Genomic DNA, 16,274 nt, shown 5'->3' with positions numbered 1-16,274 from the left:
GAATCGGTGTTTTGTCAGGATTCAGTATTTGTTCTGTCCAGGTCTTGTGGCTGATCCAGCTGCCCGGACACAAGGCGCTAGGCTGAGCGGCTGCCAAAAAGGCATACTGAAAGTCGTTCAACGCTATCGTGTCCCAACTTGATGCAAGCCGAAAACACCCTTCTGACTGCGCGATCGGAAAGCCGGAATTGCTGCGATGCACACAAATAAGCGTCCCCAAGCGTCAAGCCTGCGCAAAAAACAATGTTGTTTTTCCGAGGCTTATTGCGGAATTGGAACAATTCTTTTTCAAGATTGGAAAAGGACAAGCATGCTGCCCCTTTTCAATTGCCTTCGCCCAAAGTAGAAATCTTGCAAATTCAGGGGCAAGATTTGCGCATTGTTAGGGGAGAGAGCCTTTGGCGATAACAAAAATTCTCGTTGCGAACCGGTCTGAAATCGCGATCCGCGTGTTCCGCGCCGCCAATGAACTCGGCTTGAAAACCGTTGCGATCTTCGCGGAGCAGGACAAACTGGCACTGCACCGGTTCAAGGCCGATGAAGCTTATCAGGTCGGCAAGGGTCTTGGTCCGATTGAGGCCTATCTCTCCATCGACGAGATTTTGCGCGTTGCCAAGACCTCTGGCGCCGATGCCATCCATCCAGGATATGGACTGTTGTCGGAAAGTCCTGAGTTCGTAGATGCCTGTGAGCAGGCGGGCATTACCTTTATCGGCCCGAAATCCGAGACGATGCGCCGGTTGGGCAACAAGGTGGCAGCTCGTAATCTTGCCATTGAGGCTGGCGTCCCGGTGATGCCGGCAACCGATCCGCTTCCTGACGATATGGCGGAGATCAAACGGCAAGCTCTTGAAATCGGGTATCCGGTCATGCTCAAGGCCTCCTGGGGCGGCGGCGGGCGGGGCATGCGCGTCATTCCGGACGAAGCCACGCTGGAAAAGGAGGTTCTGGCGGCCAAACGGGAAGCCAAGGCAGCCTTCGGGAAGGACGAAATCTACCTGGAAAAGCTGGTCCAGCGGGCCCGTCACGTTGAGGTTCAGATCCTGGGCGACGGGGAAACGGTTGTGCATCTTTTCGAGCGCGATTGTTCTATCCAGCGCCGTCACCAAAAGGTGGTTGAACGGGCTCCGGCACCGTATCTCGATGACGCCAAGCGGGCAGAGCTTTGCGAATACGGTCTGAAAATCGGCCGGGCCGTGAACTATCGCGGCGCGGGCACCGTCGAGTTTCTGATGGACGCCGACACCGGCTCTATCTACTTCATCGAAGTCAATCCACGGGTGCAAGTGGAGCACACGGTGACCGAAGAGGTCACCGGCATCGACATCGTCCAGGCGCAAATCCACATTGCTGATGTAAACAAGATCGGAACGCCGGAAAGTGGTGTTCCAGCGCAAGAGAACATCCGGCTCAACGGTCATGCCCTTCAATGCCGCATCACGACAGAAGATCCGGAGCAAAACTTCATTCCGGATTATGGACGCATCACGGCCTATCGCGGTGCGACCGGCTTTGGTATCCGCCTTGATGGCGGGACGGCTTATTCCGGTGCCGTGATTACGCGGTTTTATGACCCATTGCTTGAAAAAGTAACGGCTTGGGCGCCGACGTCCGAAGACGCGCGCAAACGGATGGACCGGGCACTCCGTGAATTCCGGATCCGGGGCGTTGCCACTAATCTTGTCTTCCTGGAAAACATCATCAGCCATCCGGACTTCAAGGCCAACAAGTACACGACGCGATTTATTGACGAGACGCCTGCGCTTTTTGAGCAGACAAAACGTCAGGACCGGGCAACGAAGCTGCTTACCTACATTGCCGATGTGACTGTAAACGGCCATCCGGAGACCAAAACCCGGGCCCGGCCTCCCAAGGATGCTGCGTTGCCGGTCATCCCGGATTTTGGCGACGAAAAACCGGCAGGCACCAAACAACTGCTCGATCAGCTTGGTGCCAAGGGTTTTGCCGACTGGATGAAGGCGGAAAAACGGGCACTTATCACCGACACCACCATGCGGGATGGCCATCAGTCCTTGCTGGCGACCCGCATGCGGTCGCACGACATCGTCAATATCGCTGATGCCTATGCAGCCGGGCTGCCGAGCCTTTTTTCCCTGGAATGCTGGGGCGGTGCGACCTTCGACGTGTCCATGCGCTTTCTGACCGAAAGCCCCTGGGAACGTTTGCATCAAATCAGGGAAAAAGCGCCAAACATCCTGCTTCAAATGTTGCTGCGGGGATCGAACGGGGTCGGCTACACCAACTATCCGGACAATGTGGTCAAGTTCTTCGTTCATCAGGCTGCGGAAAACGGCGTGGATCTCTTCCGCGTCTTTGACTGCCTGAACTGGGTCGAGAACATGCGGGTTTCCATGGACGCCGTTCAGGAAACCGGAAAACTGTGCGAGGGCGTGCTTTGCTACACCGGCGATATGCTGGACAGTGCCCGGCCGAAATACGATCTGAAGTATTACGTCAATCTGGCCAAGGAACTGGAAGCCGCTGGTGCCCATATCCTCGGCATCAAGGACATGGCCGGTCTTTTGAAGCCTGAAGCTGCGAAAGTCCTGATCAAGACATTGAAGCAGGAGGTCGATCTTCCCATCCATTTCCACACGCACGACACGTCGGGTATTGCCGCGGCAACCATCCTTGCGGCGGTGGAAGCGGGGGCCGATGCGGTTGATGCGGCCATGGATGCGCTGTCCGGCCTGACGTCCCAGCCGTGCCTAGGCTCCATAGTAGAAGCTCTGCGTGGCTCGGAGCGGGACACCGGCCTGGACGCAAAAACGATCCGTCAGATTTCCTTCTACTGGGAAGCGGTGCGGACGCAGTACCGGGCATTTGAGAGCGATCTGCGTTTCGGGGCCTCTGAGGTCTACCTTCATGAAATGCCCGGTGGCCAGTTCACCAACTTGAAGGAGCAGGCACGGTCGCTCGGACTTGAGACCCGGTGGCACGAGGTCGCGCAGGCCTACGCTGATGCCAACCAGATGTTTGGTGATATCGTGAAGGTGACGCCGTCTTCAAAGGTGGTCGGCGACATGGCGCTGATGATGGTCAGCCAGGGCTTGAGCGTTGCCGATGTGGAAGATCCGGCGAAGGATGTCGCGTTCCCGGACAGTGTTGTCAGCATGCTTCATGGCGACCTTGGGCAATCTCCGGGCGGCTGGCCCGAGGCGCTGCAAAAAAAAGTCTTGAAAGGGTCGGATCCCATCATCGTCCGGCCGGGGTCGCTTCTGAAAGATGCTGACCTGGAAGCAGAGCGGGCTGTGGCTGCCGAAAAGACCGGACACGAGATCAGTGATACCGAGCTGGCCTCCTATTTGATGTACCCGAAGGTGTTCACCGATTTCGACAAGGCCCAGCAGCAATATGGTCCGACCTCGGTCTTGCCGACGCCGGTGTATTTTTATGGCTTGGAAGCAGGTGGAGAAATCTTTGTTGATCTCGAGCCCGGCAAGACACTTGTGGTGCGCTGCCAGGCCGTTGGCGAAACCGATGTGAAAGGCGAGAAGAAGGTCTTCTTCGAGCTTAACGGCCAGCCGCGCAACGTGAAGGTGCCGGACCGGGCCCATGGGGCGACCGGTGCCGCCGCCATGCGCAAGGCGGAAGACGGCAACGCGGCCCATGTGGGCGCGCCGATGCCGGGCGTTATCTCAACGGTTGCGATTGCGGCCGGGCAGGAGGTGAAGGCCGGTGACGTGCTGGTTTCCATCGAGGCCATGAAAATGGAAACCGCCCTTCACGCGGAAAAAGACGGAAAGATCAAAGAGGTTCTGGTGCGTCCGGGATCTCAGATCGATGCCAAGGATCTGCTCGTCGTTCTGGAAGCGTAAGCAAATGAAACCCCGGTCCTTGCTGTATTTGCTTGGACCGGGAACACGCTCCAATTGATTACTCCGCCGCTTTCAGCGTTGTGTGCTGCGCCGGGGCGTTCGCTGTTCCGATCCATAAATCGAGAAAGCGGTCAAGCCATTTCTTTACGGCAGCATCGTAAATGAAGCGTCCGGCAAAGTGGTCGCGCCGTTGCTGCGCTCCGGGCAGGGCCATGCGGGGCGCGCCTTTTGTGGTCCATTTGACCATCATCTGATGGGTCAGTTCCGGGTGGAACTGGATACCATATGCGTTCGGTCCGACCCGGATGGCCTGGTTTTGATAGGTCGGGCTGGTCGCCAGCAGTTCTGCATCGGATGGCAGGTCGAACCCTTCCCGGTGCCATTGATAGACCTTCTGCGGCCAATCCATCATGCATTTGCCGCGCTCGGTCGGCCGCAGCGGATAATAGCCAATCTCGACAAGCTCATCCTTGTGCCCGGTGACCGAGCCGCCAAGCTGCTTGACCATCATCTGCGCCCCGAGGCAAATCCCCAGAAACGGTTTTTGTTCCTTGAGGGGCACCCCAATCCAGTCGATTTCCTTTTGGACGAACGGGTCCGGGTCGTTTGCACTCATGGGGCCGCCGAAAATCACAGCTCCGGCATGCCTGTCCATAGACTCCGGTAGGCTGTCGCCGAAACGCGGTTTACGGATATCCAGACCAAAGCCGCGCTTAACGAGTTCCTGACCGACGCGGCCGGGCGAGGAGTGCTCCTGATGCAGGACAATCAGAATTTTCGGTCGGGCGTTTCGCGGGTCGTATGGCGTAATCATGGGTCCAATATGAGGGACAGATTGCAGGAAATCGAGTCCTTCGATGTTCAGTAGTGAGGCGGTGCAAACTCAGACGGGCACGCCACCTCAGTCTGTTTCGCCTTCTTCCGGCGCTGTTTGCGCGACCTTGTGCCTTAAATTCATCCGGTCCCGTGTGGAGACCCCCAAAAGCTCCGCAACACGCCAGATGGTGTTGTCCTCGAACTCATGGACATGACCGTCCGCGTAGACAATTTCCCACATCATTTCGACTATGGCCAAGCGTTCGGCCTCATCGGTTGTGCGTTTCAAGACAGACGTGAAACCGTAAAGGTCAACGGCTTCCTCGTCCCTCTGTTTGGCAGCGGCAATGAGTTCCGTAGTTTCTTTGTCGGTCAATTCATACCGGCTTTGAAGAATCTGGCGGAGCTTCTCGCTTTCGCTGTCTTCGATAATTCCGTCAATATCGATCAAGTGAAACAGCAGGGCAGCGGCCGCGAGCCGCTTGTCATCCTCTTCAAACGTCTTTTTTCCATCATCGCCGAAGGTGATTTCACGGACGAAACTCTTCAATGCGTTGAGCATTCATCTGGTCCCCGTTGCTGGTTGCACGATTAGCAATCTGACCGCCCTAAGGTGTACTACTTAGTTGCTGTTTTCCAGTCTTCCCTGACTTGATCCATTCCTTGTTTAGCATCAAAGCGTTGTGAAGCGGTCAAAAAATTTTTCCAACCATCGGAAAAGCTGTATCCAAGGCTCATATTTATTAGAATCGTTCTAAGCTATTGTAATTTATGAATTTTAAAACTTGACTTTCAGATGCAGGAAATGTTTCACCAGCAGGCAGTCAGCGATCTCCCGCTGCTCGAATTCAATTTTGGCATTGATGACCACGAACCGTCCGGCAGCAATGCCATGGACACGGGACAGACCTATGAAATCCTTGAAAATCGGACTTCTGGCAGCAACGGCCGCTTTCGCGGCGCCGGCATATGCAGCCACGCCTGCGGATATTTTGTCGAACTACAGCAACATTGCTGAAGCAAAATATGCGGATTCACTTAAAGCCGCCAAAACCCTTCAGGCAGCGGTCGATACTCTTCTTTCCGCTCCGACAGAGGAAAACCTCAAGGCCGCCCGGGATGCGTGGATTGCCGCACGCAACCCTTATCAGCAGACCGAAGTCTACCGTTTCGGCAATGCGGTTGTGGATGACTGGGAAGGTAAGGTGAATGCCTGGCCGCTCGACGAAGGCCTGATCGACTATGTCGATGCGTCTTATGGCGAGTTTTCCGAAGAGAATGATTTCTATGCTGTCAATGTTGTTGCCAATCCGTCGCTGAGTGTTGGCGGCACAACAATCGATGCTTCGACGATCAATCCTGAGCTTCTGGAAAGCCTTCATGAAGCCGGTGAAGTCGAGGCCAATGTGACCACTGGCTACCATGCGATTGAGTTCCTGCTTTGGGGTCAGGATCTGAATGGGAGCAAAGCTGGGGCCGGGAACCGTCCGGCAACGGATTTTGACGCTGCCAACTGCACTAATGGCAACTGCGATCGCCGGGCCCAGTACTTGAAGGCGGCGACCGACCTACTGATCTCCGACTTGGAATTCATGGCGGCGGCATGGGCTCCGGACGGTGACGCACGCAAGGAACTTGCCGCAAAAGGTGAGACCGGGGGGCTGGCGACGATCCTGACCGGGATGGGCTCTCTTTCTTACGGCGAGCTGGCCGGTGAACGCATGAAGCTGGGCCTGATGCTTCACGATCCGGAAGAAGAGCACGATTGCTTCTCAGACAACACGCATATGTCTCACTACAACGACGTTGTCGGGATCCGGAACGTTTATTTCGGCGAATACGCGAGCACGCTCGGCAACGATATAAAAGGTGCATCACTGGCTGAATTGGTCGAAGCCAAGAACCCGGCCCTGGCAGAAGAAATGAAAGCCAAGCTGGATGCCACGCTGGCCGCGTTCGAAGCCATGAAAGCGCGTGCTGAAGCCGGGGAAGCCTACGATCAGATGATCGGCGAAGGCAACGACGAAGGCAACGCAGTTGTTCAGGCGGCTGTTGATGCTCTTGTCGACCAGACCGCATCGATCGAGCGTGTCGTGAAAATTCTCGAACTTGATGAGATTGCTTTTGAAGGCTCCGACAGCTTGGACAACCCGTCCTCTGTGTTTGAGTAAGACCCTCTTGGCGGGTGGCTGTGCTGCCCGCCATTTTACCCGCCGGAATTGGGGCTCTGCCGGGCTTAAATCAGGATGCGACCCTTATGACAGTCCCAACACAATGCGCTATTTTGGGCGCTGCTGTTTTTTTCGCGGGCCTCATTGGCCACGCTGCCTTGGCCGATGACACCCTGAGCCATCGCGACGATCTGTCGGGGCAGGACCGGGCCAAGGTTTCAAAGGTGCTCCAGCTTGCCGATGATTTTTCCAAAGCGGAAGCCTTCGAGCTGATGCAAGGCGGCGCCGGAACGTCCCGCAAGCGGATCAACCGTGACGCTTTTTCTCACTCCAATGCCAATCTGACATTCGAAGAAGAGCAGACGTTCAAGGTTGGCAACGGCCTTTTCAAGAAACTTTGGGCTTCTTCGCCCGCGTCCACCAAAGCGTCCGATGGTTTGGGCCCGCTTTACAATGCGCGCTCCTGCCAAGGCTGCCACCTCAAGGATGGCCGCGGACGGCCGCCGCGCCAAGGCGATGAGGCGGTGTCGCTCTTCCTGCGCCTTTCCATTCCGCCCCAAACCGATGAAGATCTGTCAGCCCTGCAAAACAAAGAGCTGCTCAGCATTCCCGAGCCGACTTATGGCGGTCAGTTTCAGGCTTTTGCCGTTCCAGGCCTTGCGGGCGAAGGGCGCTTCGATATTGGGCATGAAGAGATTGTGGTGCCGCTTAATGGCGGCGAGACGGCGATCCTGCAAAAACCCATCTACAAGATCCGGGATCTCGGATTTGGCGGCATGCACCCGGATACGCTGATCTCGCCGCGGGTCGCACCACCGATGATTGGTCTCGGATTGCTGCAGGCCATTCACCCTGGAGACATAGAAGCTTTGGCGGATCCTGATGATCTGAACGGGGATGGTATCTCCGGCAAAGTCAGCTGGGTTCGGGACGGCCGGACGGGTGCATTGACCATCGGCCGGTTTGGCTGGAAGGCGTCCAACCCGAATATCCGCGATCAAACGGCTGGTGCTTTCTCCGGTGATATCGGCATCAGCTCTCCGGACAAGCCCGACAATTATGGAGATTGTACGCTACGCCAAACCGAATGCCGAGCTCTGCCGCATGGCGAACAAGCCCATATTGGTGTGTCGGAAGCGCCCGACCCAGTCATGGACCTAGTAACATTCTATTCGGAGAACCTTGCGGTCCCGGCCCGCCGCGATGTGTCTGATCCGGAAGTCTTGCGCGGCAAGGAGCTATTTTATGATGTGGGCTGCACCGAGTGCCATCAGCCTAAATTTGTCACGCGCCGGGATGCGGACACAAAGGCGCATCAGTTTCAGCTGATCTGGCCCTATACGGATCTGTTGCTGCACGACATGGGCGATGGCCTGGCGGACAACCGCCCGGTGGGCGATGCGTCGGGCCGCGAATGGCGCACGCCGCCGCTGTGGGGCATTGGCTTGACCGAAACGGTCAACAATCACACCCGTTTCCTGCATGATGGCCGGGCGCGAAATTTGCTCGAAGCGGTTCTGTGGCACGGCGGTGAAGCGCAGTTTTCCCGGGACAAAGTGGTTGGCATGCGCCCGAAAGACAGGCAGGCACTCATTCGTTTCCTGGAGGCTTTGTAATGCGAATTTTTATCGCCAGCTTATTGGCTGTTCTGTTAGGCCAGCCGCTCGCGGCAGCGTCGTTTGAAAAGCCTCTGGAACGGTTGACCAGTGGATACATCGTACCCTCAATGGCCGATTTTTCGCAGAGAGCATCCGGCCTGTCCGGAGCCGTTGAAGCTGTTTGTGACACGCCCGGCGAGGAAACACGGCACGAATTCGAAAAGGCCTTCGGCGAGACCGTTTCGGCTTTTGCCAGAATAAATTTTCTGCGCTTTGGCCCCTTGGTTGAAGACGACCGTCTTAGCCGCCTTGCCTTCTTGCCCGATACGCGCGGTATCGGCCTTCGCCAGATCCGGAAGATCCTAGCAGCCAAAGATCAATCCGCGCTTTCGGCCCAAACCCTTGGTGAAAAGAGTGTGGCTGTTCAAGGTCTGACCGCGCTGCAGCTTCTCGCCTTTGACCGGGACAGTTCTGTAAAACTTGGGAAGCCCGGCGAGCTGAAAGACTTTACCTGCCAATATGCATTTGCAATTGCAGAAAATGTTGCCGCCATCGGAGCCGAATTGGAGCGAGCGTGGACCGCTCCCGACGGATACCGGCGGACGCTTGTGACGGTTGGCCCGGGAGATCATCCTTTCCGCACATCCCAGGAAGCGTTCGAAACCGTATTCAATGCCCTGACGACCGGGTTGCTGGTCGTTCGCGATCAGAACCTTTTGCCGGTCCTTGGAACCTCACCGGACAAAGCCAAACCGCAGCGCATGCCGTTTTCGCTTTCGAAAAACGGTTTGATTTTTGTCGGATCTGAGCTTGATGGCCTGCATGCAGCGCTTCTTAGCATGGAGCTTGATGCGGCCACTGAAGCGGACCTCAGCCGAGGGCTAGACACACTCGCCTTCGAGTTTTCGAACGCTCAAAAGATCATTGACCGGATTGATGGTCCTATCCGCGAGTCCTTGGGTGGCGGGAACGCGTATCAGCAGATTACCTTGCTGGCGATTTCAACAAAGGCGATGCGGGATATCATGGGCTTGCGGCTGGCAGAGCCGCTGGGTCTGACCGGAGGCTTTAATGCGCTCGACGGAGACTAAGCTCACCGCAGTTTCCCGGCGCGGCTTTCTTGCCGCGCTGGGAGGGCTTGCGCTGAGCCCTGCCTTTGCCAGAACGCCGCTTGCCGAAAATCTCACGCAATCCACCTTCGAGGGTGAGGGGCAACTGTTCGCAAGCGCCTACAAAAAGACATCTGGCCACTATGGCATCGGTCTCCTTGACGAGTTCGGGCAGGTCCTTGCTGAAATCGGTTTGCCGGGCCGCGGGCATGGTGTTGCCGTGTCTGAGGACAGAAGCTGCCTGGTCGCATTTGCCCGACGGCCCGGCACCTTTGCTGTCGTCATCCGCGCTATTGCGCCACAGGACCCGGAGTTGATCACAGCTGCGCCGGGGCGTCATTTTTTCGGTCATGGAAGTTTTTCAGCGGACGGACAGCTGCTTTATGCGGTGGAGAACGACTTTCATGCAGCCCGCGGTGTGATCGGTGTTTACGATCTGACCGGTGCCGGTGTGCGGAGGATTGGAGAACTGGACAGTCATGGCGTCGGGCCGCATGAGATGGTTATGGCCCCGGACGGCAAGACGCTCGTGATTGCCAATGGCGGGATTGAAACGCATCCGGACAAGGGACGCGAGAAGCTCAATTTGGCGACAATGGCGCCAAGTATCGTTTATCTGGATGCGGAAACCGGCGACCTCTTGAGCGAACATCGTCTGGATGCGGCGCTTCATCAGGTCTCCTTGCGCCATATGGCGTTGGATGGCGACGGGCATGTCTGGGTCGGCGGCCAGTATGAAGGGCCGGCGCATGACACGCCGCCGCTTGTCGCCAAGTTCACCATGGACGGCGCCCCGGAGCTCTTGGAAGTGCCGGGTGTTATCGCTTCAACTTTGCAAAATTACATCGGCTCTGTCGCCGCCAACAAAGATGGGTCCGTTATCGCAACATCGGCCCCGCGTTGCGGGCAGACGCTTTTCTGGGATGCGCAGGCGGGCGCTTTCCTGGGCAGCCAGCGGATTATCGATGGCTGCGGTGTTGCCCCGATCGATCAGGGCAGCTTCCTAATCTCAGATGGCAATGGCGGCCTGTCAATTGTCGATGATCCTGGCACGCGGGCAGACATCATCGCGCGTTCTCCCGGTTACGCCTGGGACAATCACATGAGCGCCTTGACCGGCTAATCGTCGTTTTTGGGCCTGAAAATCGGTTTTCTTCTGAACCAACCGTGCTTTTGTCAAATTCGCCCGCCACGCTACTGTCGTAATTGGGTAAGTTGCTACCGATTCGTGGTAAGGGGATACGCGTGATGCGCCGGCTTTTGATCGGACTGGGTGGTTTCTTTTTCGTGCTGGTGACGATCATCATGGTCGTTCCCTTCTTGCTGCCGAAAGAGGAGATCAAGCGCCAGGTCATTGCGGAAGTCGACAAGCGCTTCGGCTGGCGTGTCCGGCTGGATGGTCCGGTTTCCCTGTCCTTGTTTCCAAATTTCTCCCTGACTGCCGAAAACATCGGTCTGTCCGGCGAAGCTGGGGCGGACGGTATCGAATTCGCCAAGGCTGACCGGATGGACTTCGCCCTTGCTTGGGGCGGACTTCTATCGGGGGATGTCCAGGTCAACGGGATTGGACTGGCCGGTCCGCAGATCCTTTTGGAGACCGGGCCGAATGGTGTCACGAGCTGGGAGCCACGCCGCGATCTGCCAGGACCGGGCTCTGGCGAAGGTGCGGCTGCGCCGGCTGAAACGGCGTATGCCGGAACTGAAGTCACATCCCCGGAGCAAAACGGGCTTAAAAATGCGCCGACCGGTGGAGGCCAAGGCTATTTAAAACGGATCGGCGTTGATCGCGTTGCGATCACCGATGGCACACTGACCTACAAGGACCCTGAAAGCGGCGAGACGTACGTTATTCGGGACCTGGATCTCACGCTCTTGGCCCCGGATTTGGAGGGCCGCGCCGAACTGGATTCAAGTTTTACGTTCCAGGACACCCCTTTGACCGTTGCCGGGTCGCTCACCAATCCGATTGGGCTTGCTTCCGGCGATCAAGTTCCTTTTGACATGACGGCCGCCAGCGGCGAAAACACCCTTGCCATCTTTGGAGATGGCGGTTTGTCGCCTGCCCGTGTGAATCTCAAACTGACGGCTGGTGGTCCGTCTCTAGCGGGGCTGGCTGCATTGGCAGGCCAGGATTTGCAGGCTGACACGGGCGCGTATTCCCTTGAAGCCCAGCTTGCAGGAAGCGCCGCCGCTCTATCGGTCGCTGATCTTCACCTCACATTGGGAGCCTTGTCTCTTGGCGGGGCGGCCGATGCAGATCTCTCCGGTCTTGTTCCGGAAGTGTCCGGCCGTCTTGTGTTGAAAGAAGGGTCCGTTGCAGACCTTATGGCACTTTCCGGACAGGATTTGCCTGCGAGCGGGACCTTGAGCGCCGATCTTGCCTTTGAAACGGTCGGGATGACGGCAGCCGAGCTGATGGCCGGTCTCGATCTGAACGGATCGGTATCCATCGCCGGCGGAGAAGTCGGTGGGCTTGGGCTGAGTTCGGCGGTTGGCGGTGATCCGGAAGCCGACCGCATCACCAACCTTGCGATGGATGTCGAGTTGCAGGGATTGGAAGCGCCCATCGCGGCAACGGGCACTCTTTCCTGGCGCGGCGAAGGCTTCAGTCTGACAGGCCGCGCAGACACCGGGAAACTGCTGGCCGGATCGGCTGCGCCGGTTTCCATGACCATCAAAAGCAGCCGTGTTAGTGCTGGATTTGATGGCCAGGCAACCGTCACCGGAGCTGTGGACGGGGCTGTCCGGGTTGAGACGGCGGATTTACCAGGTTTAATGGCCTGGATGGGCCAACCGGTTGGTGCCGGAAACGGCCTTAAGACATTCAAGGCCTCTGGCATATTCGGTGTCCAGGGGGAAACCATATCCTTTGAGGAAACCCGGTTTACGCTCGATGAAACATCCGGTGAAGCCAATGGCCGAATCCAGCTGGGCGCCAAACCGAAAGTGACCGCCCGGCTTGCCCTGCGGGAGCTTGTGCTTGATCCGTATCTCGGCAGTCAGTCAGCTGCCGGGAAAGCGCAGCCCGGCGCAGCGGGTTCGGCCGGGCAGGCAAATACGGCCACCCAAACGGCGGCCTTAAGTGGCTGGAGCACCGCGCCGATTGATTTTTCCGGACTGTCCGCCATCGACGCCGACTTCAGCCTCACCACACAGGAGCTCCGTTGGGACAAGATCAAGGTCGGTGAAAGCGCGCTTGCGCTTACGATCCAGAACGGGGTTCTCAATGCAAGCCTGGACCGCCTTGCGCTCTATGGCGGCGCCGGCACAGGGGCTGTCACGCTCAACGGCACCGGCGCGGCACCAAAGGTAACGGCCAAATTTTCCTTGTCGGGCCTTGATGCCTATCCGCTGTTGCGGGACGCGGCCGATTTTGAGTGGATTGAGGGCAAGGCAGCAGTAATGCTTGATGTTTCGGCCTCCGGCGGAAGCGAAATGGCACTTGTGCAATCCCTGTCTGGAACGGCGAACTATCAATTTGCCGATGGGGCGATACGCGGGATCAACGTGCCAAAGATGGTCCGTGGGCTGTCCGTCGAAACCCTGCTCGGCTGGCAAGAAAATCCATCGGCCAAGACGGATTTTTCCTCCCTTGGCGCGACGTTCCAGATCGAAAGCGGGATTGCGCGAACCGATGACCTGTCACTCATTGGGCCGCTTGTCCGTATGTCTGGCAAGGGCACAACGGATCTGCCAAAGCGCACTCTTGCGTGGCGCGTGGAGCCCAGGATTGTTCCGACCCTGGAAGGCCAGGCCCCCACACCCCGGCGCAAGGGTGAAGACAAGAAACTGGCCGGGCTCGGTGTGCCGATTGTGATCGACGGCTCCTGGGACAATCCTAGGATCTACCCCGACATTGCGGGCATCCTGGAAAATCCGGAGGCGGCTTACAAGCAGCTGCAGCAGGTGGGCGGAGAGTTGCTATCAGTCCTGAAAGGCGACAAGCCTGCATCCGAACAACTCGTCGATACTGCGAATGAAGTCATTCAGCAGGCTACCGGAGGCCGGACGCAGATTGATGTCCAGAAGGTTATCGAGGGCGATGTCGACGATGAAGAGATTCTGAAGGCGGTCGAGGAAGGTTTTGGCCTGCCCCAGGGTCTGCTCGGCAATGTTTTTGGCGGTCAGAAAAAGAACGACAACTAGAGCATCGGGTGTTTGTTTGAAACGCTCAAAGATTCTCGACCAGTGCATCACCGATCAGCTCTGGGCCGGAAATCGGGGCCGAGTAATCGCCCGCTGATCTAAAGCCTCAGCCCTTTTATCATGGCCCCGACCCCGCTGGCGACGGTGCCGGTATTCTCAATCCGGATGAGATTGGCAATGGGGTCTGGTTCAAGGTTCGCGCGGCTCAAACGCCGCTCGATTTCTTCTGCCGTCTCCCGGCTGCGGGCCGCCAATCGTTCCGCAAGAACCGGTATCGGGGCGGTCACAAGCACCACATGAGCGTTCTGATACTTGTTGGAGGCATGGTTCAAAATCCTGCGAGACCCATTGGCGATCACCGTGGCCCCCGCTTCAATAAGCCGGTCGTAGCTTTTTGGGATCACATAGCCATGACCATGGGCCTGCCAGTGCAATGCCGTGTTTTCCGTTGCCGCCAGTTGGTCGAATTCGGCCGGTGTCAGGCTGTCATGGTCTTCAGCATCAGTATCGGCTTCGCGTGTGATCAGTCTGCGGGCAAAATGAATGTCCACGCGGCCTGCCAGCCGGCTTTTAAGGCCGGACATTAAGGTATCCTTACCCGCCCCGCTGGGACCGACCACAAGAACCATGCGGCCGGGCCCGATTTTCTGGGCGGGTGCCTTTGTGACCATATCAGGCAACCCGGCGGCCTTCCCGCCAAACACCCCGGACAATGGGCACGTTGCCAACCAATTTGACCTGAACAAGGTCAGCACGCTTTCCAGGCGCCAGCACGCCGCGATCCGTAAGCCCGATTGCTTTTGCCGGTGTCGAGGTGACAGTTGCAACTGCCTGCGGCAAAGAGATCGTCTCGACCTCTTCCGGGATCTGAAACGCTGCCTGCAAAAGGGACGCGGGAATGTAGTCGGAAGACAAGACGTCCAAGTATCCCGCCTGGGCCAGTTCCCGCGCAGACACGTTGCCGGAATGGGACCCGCCCCGGACAACATTCGGTGCGCCCATCAAGACCGCCATGCCAGCCTCATGCGACGCCTTGGCCGCTTCGACCGTGGTTGGGAACTCTGCAATCTTGGTGTTCAGCGAAATCGCCTCGTCGACATGGGCGGTGGTCGCGTCATCATGGCTTGCAACAGCAATCATGTTGGCACTGGCATGAGCAGCAATCGATTTGCGGTTGCCCGGCGCATTCTTGTCGGCTCTGGCTCTCCGGTGTTCGATGAAATCGGCCATCTGCTGATCGCTGAAGCCGCGCTTCCCCTTGTAGTAACTGATGTAGGAATCAAGTGACACGAACTGGCGCTGACCGGGCGTGTGGTCCATCAGCGACACCAGTTTAACCCTGTCATCCCCTTCAAAATATGCGTAGGCCTTCAAGACATCCGGTGCGGAGACTTCGCAGCGCAGGTGAATAAAGTGATCAGCCCGCAGCCGGTTTTCCCTTTGCCCGGTTTCTATCGCGTCCGCCAGCGCCCGCATGTCGGTGACCTTGAGGGTGTCATTTTGATCATCGTCCTCATCCATCCCAACCCGCAAGGCGTCGAAGACAGTGGTTATGCCCGCACAGGCAATCTGCGCATCATGGGCCTGGACGGCTGCAACCGGGTTCCAGCGAACCCTTGGGCGCGGGGCATAGTGGGTTTCCAGATGATCGGTATGAAGCTCAATCAGGCCGGGCAACAGAAAATCGCCATCGCAATCATGTCCGTCCGCCGCCGTTGGGCTGCCGATACCGGTTATCGTGCCGTCGTCGGCAAGTGTCAGCGTTCCATCAATCACTTCATCCGCCAGAACCAGGCGGGCATTCTTGAAGGTTTTCGGATGCGAACTCATACGGTCTCCTTGCGCGTTGGGGCTGGGCCTGGGGTTTGCGCATCTGCCGGAGACGTTGTCCCGGTCAAGTCAAACACCGTGTGGATTTCAAAGGGGGAGCCGCGTTCGGCTTCTGCATAAAGAGCGAATTGGCGGCAAAGCCGGGGTTGGCCGGTTACGCTTTCAAAGTGGTTTGCGGCCGCTACCGCAAGGCGCTCGGCCTCGGCGTCATTGTCCAGCTTTTCGGACAAGGTCATGTGAAAGCGGAACTCATCGAATATGTAGGGGTACCCCCACTGTGTGACATAGGCGTCTTGTTTTTCGGTCAGATTGGCGCGGCGGCGGCGCTCAAGATCTTCGGCGCTCAACGGTCCACGGAACGGTTCGAAATGGCGGACGCAAAGCGCGGCAAACGCATTGAGCAGCGGTTCATCTCCCTCTGGGGTCAGCGCGAGAAACCGGCCGAGCCGGTTTACACCAAGTCCGTTTGTTTCAAAGGGTGAAATTGTGCTTGAAAACCCGGCGCATGCAGCCACCAGATCGGCTTCTGAAGCAGTTTCAGCGAGGGAAAATGGGGCTTTCAGAGTGCCATGGAAACCGTAGCGGCGCGGGCTTTCGGTCAGGGCGTGAAGCCGTTCCTGGCTGATGTCCGGAATGAATGGCTGCGGGATCTCTTGCCCGGTGAATGGATCCCGGCCAAGCCAGGCGTTGCCAAGCTCCATGAGCTTGTCATTGCTGTCAGCGGCAAAATAGAGAGCGTAGCGCATGAGGTCTTCGCGAATTCGG

General features: G+C 57.6%; 11 protein-coding genes. 6 read left to right on the top strand and 5 right to left on the bottom strand.

The genetic code is table 11. From position 1 onward, the window contains the following. The first annotated feature begins 398 nt into the window (after positions 1-398). Positions 399-3,839 carry a pyruvate carboxylase gene (gene pyc, locus E1180_RS18190; RefSeq protein WP_155193370.1) on the top strand — a complete coding sequence of 1,147 codons (3,441 nt, stop codon included), beginning with the start codon at positions 399-401 and terminating at the stop codon, positions 3,837-3,839. 58 nt (positions 3,840-3,897) lie between these two features. On the opposite strand, the gene E1180_RS18185 is transcribed toward pyc, so the two are convergent. Both E1180_RS18185 and E1180_RS18180 read right to left on the bottom strand, forming a co-directional pair. Then, complete coding sequence (locus E1180_RS18185) at positions 3,898-4,653, bottom strand: glutamine amidotransferase (RefSeq protein WP_155193368.1); 756 nt, start codon at positions 4,651-4,653, stop codon at positions 3,898-3,900. Between the two features lie 87 nt (positions 4,654-4,740). Further along, on the bottom strand, positions 4,741-5,217 hold the full coding sequence (locus E1180_RS18180; RefSeq protein WP_155193366.1) for a tellurite resistance TerB family protein: 477 nt from the start codon (positions 5,215-5,217) through the stop codon (positions 4,741-4,743). Between the two features lie 349 nt (positions 5,218-5,566). Between E1180_RS18180 and E1180_RS18175 the strand changes: the two genes are divergently transcribed. The 5 genes from E1180_RS18175 to E1180_RS18155 all read left to right on the top strand — a co-directional run bounded on the left by E1180_RS18175 (position 5,567) and on the right by E1180_RS18155 (position 13,679). Beyond that, on the top strand, positions 5,567-6,826 hold the full coding sequence (locus E1180_RS18175; protein WP_155193363.1) for an imelysin family protein: 1,260 nt from the start codon (positions 5,567-5,569) through the stop codon (positions 6,824-6,826). 86 nt (positions 6,827-6,912) lie between these two features. After that, entirely contained in the window at positions 6,913-8,442 is a 1,530-nt protein-coding gene (locus tag E1180_RS18170) for a di-heme oxidoreductase family protein (RefSeq protein ID WP_155193361.1), read from the top strand. Further along, a complete protein-coding gene (locus tag E1180_RS18165; protein WP_155193358.1) occupies positions 8,442-9,515 on the top strand; it encodes an imelysin family protein in 1,074 nt (357 codons plus the stop codon). Before E1180_RS18170 ends, E1180_RS18165 begins: the two co-directional genes overlap by 1 nt. Continuing rightward, positions 9,496-10,656, top strand: coding sequence for a DUF1513 domain-containing protein (locus E1180_RS18160; protein ID WP_155193355.1), 1,161 nt, complete (start codon positions 9,496-9,498; stop codon positions 10,654-10,656). The genes E1180_RS18165 and E1180_RS18160 overlap by 20 nt, the downstream gene beginning before the upstream one ends. A gap of 125 nt (positions 10,657-10,781) precedes the next feature. Continuing rightward, positions 10,782-13,679, top strand: coding sequence for an AsmA family protein (locus E1180_RS18155; protein WP_155193351.1), 2,898 nt, complete (start codon positions 10,782-10,784; stop codon positions 13,677-13,679). Positions 13,680-13,777: 98 nt separating this feature from the next. Here the strand turns inward: E1180_RS18155 and phnN are convergent, their stop codons facing one another. Genes phnN through E1180_RS18140 form a run of 3 tightly spaced genes read right to left on the bottom strand, consistent with a single transcriptional unit; the run spans position 13,778 to position 16,255 of the window. Further along, positions 13,778-14,308, bottom strand: a complete 531-nt coding sequence (phnN, locus tag E1180_RS18150; protein ID WP_280115262.1) for a phosphonate metabolism protein/1,5-bisphosphokinase (PRPP-forming) PhnN — start codon at positions 14,306-14,308, stop codon at positions 13,778-13,780. A gap of 43 nt (positions 14,309-14,351) precedes the next feature. Continuing rightward, a complete protein-coding gene (locus tag E1180_RS18145; protein ID WP_155193347.1) occupies positions 14,352-15,509 on the bottom strand; it encodes an alpha-D-ribose 1-methylphosphonate 5-triphosphate diphosphatase in 1,158 nt (385 codons plus the stop codon). Next, on the bottom strand, positions 15,506-16,255 hold the full coding sequence (locus E1180_RS18140) for a DUF1045 domain-containing protein (RefSeq protein WP_155193345.1): 750 nt from the start codon (positions 16,253-16,255) through the stop codon (positions 15,506-15,508). Before E1180_RS18140 ends, E1180_RS18145 begins: the two co-directional genes overlap by 4 nt. Between the last annotated feature and the right edge of the window lie 19 nt (positions 16,256-16,274).

The organism is Roseibium denhamense (assembly GCF_009711415.1).
Classification (GTDB): domain Bacteria; phylum Pseudomonadota; class Alphaproteobacteria; order Rhizobiales; family Stappiaceae; genus Roseibium; species Roseibium denhamense.
This window is presented reverse-complemented; position numbering and strand designations above follow the sequence as displayed.

Bases quoted from the DNA above. Each gene is read 5' to 3' on its own strand.
- E1180_RS18185 (WP_155193368.1), bottom strand. From the start codon at position 4,653: ATGATTACGCCATACGACCCGCGAAACGCCCGACCGAAAATTCTGATT.
- E1180_RS18155 (WP_155193351.1), top strand. From the start codon at position 10,782: ATGCGCCGGCTTTTGATCGGACTGGGTGGTTTCTTTTTCGTGCTGGTG.
- phnN (WP_280115262.1), bottom strand. From the start codon at position 14,308: ATGGTTCTTGTGGTCGGTCCCAGCGGGGCGGGTAAGGATACCTTAATG.
- E1180_RS18140 (WP_155193345.1), bottom strand. From the start codon at position 16,255: ATGCGCTACGCTCTCTATTTTGCCGCTGACAGCAATGACAAGCTCATG.
- E1180_RS18145 (WP_155193347.1), bottom strand. From the start codon at position 15,509: ATGAGTTCGCATCCGAAAACCTTCAAGAATGCCCGCCTGGTTCTGGCG.
- E1180_RS18160 (WP_155193355.1), top strand. From the start codon at position 9,496: ATGCGCTCGACGGAGACTAAGCTCACCGCAGTTTCCCGGCGCGGCTTT.
- E1180_RS18165 (WP_155193358.1), top strand. From the start codon at position 8,442: ATGCGAATTTTTATCGCCAGCTTATTGGCTGTTCTGTTAGGCCAGCCG.
- E1180_RS18170 (WP_155193361.1), top strand. From the start codon at position 6,913: ATGACAGTCCCAACACAATGCGCTATTTTGGGCGCTGCTGTTTTTTTC.
- E1180_RS18180 (WP_155193366.1), bottom strand. From the start codon at position 5,217: ATGCTCAACGCATTGAAGAGTTTCGTCCGTGAAATCACCTTCGGCGAT.
- E1180_RS18175 (WP_155193363.1), top strand. From the start codon at position 5,567: ATGAAATCCTTGAAAATCGGACTTCTGGCAGCAACGGCCGCTTTCGCG.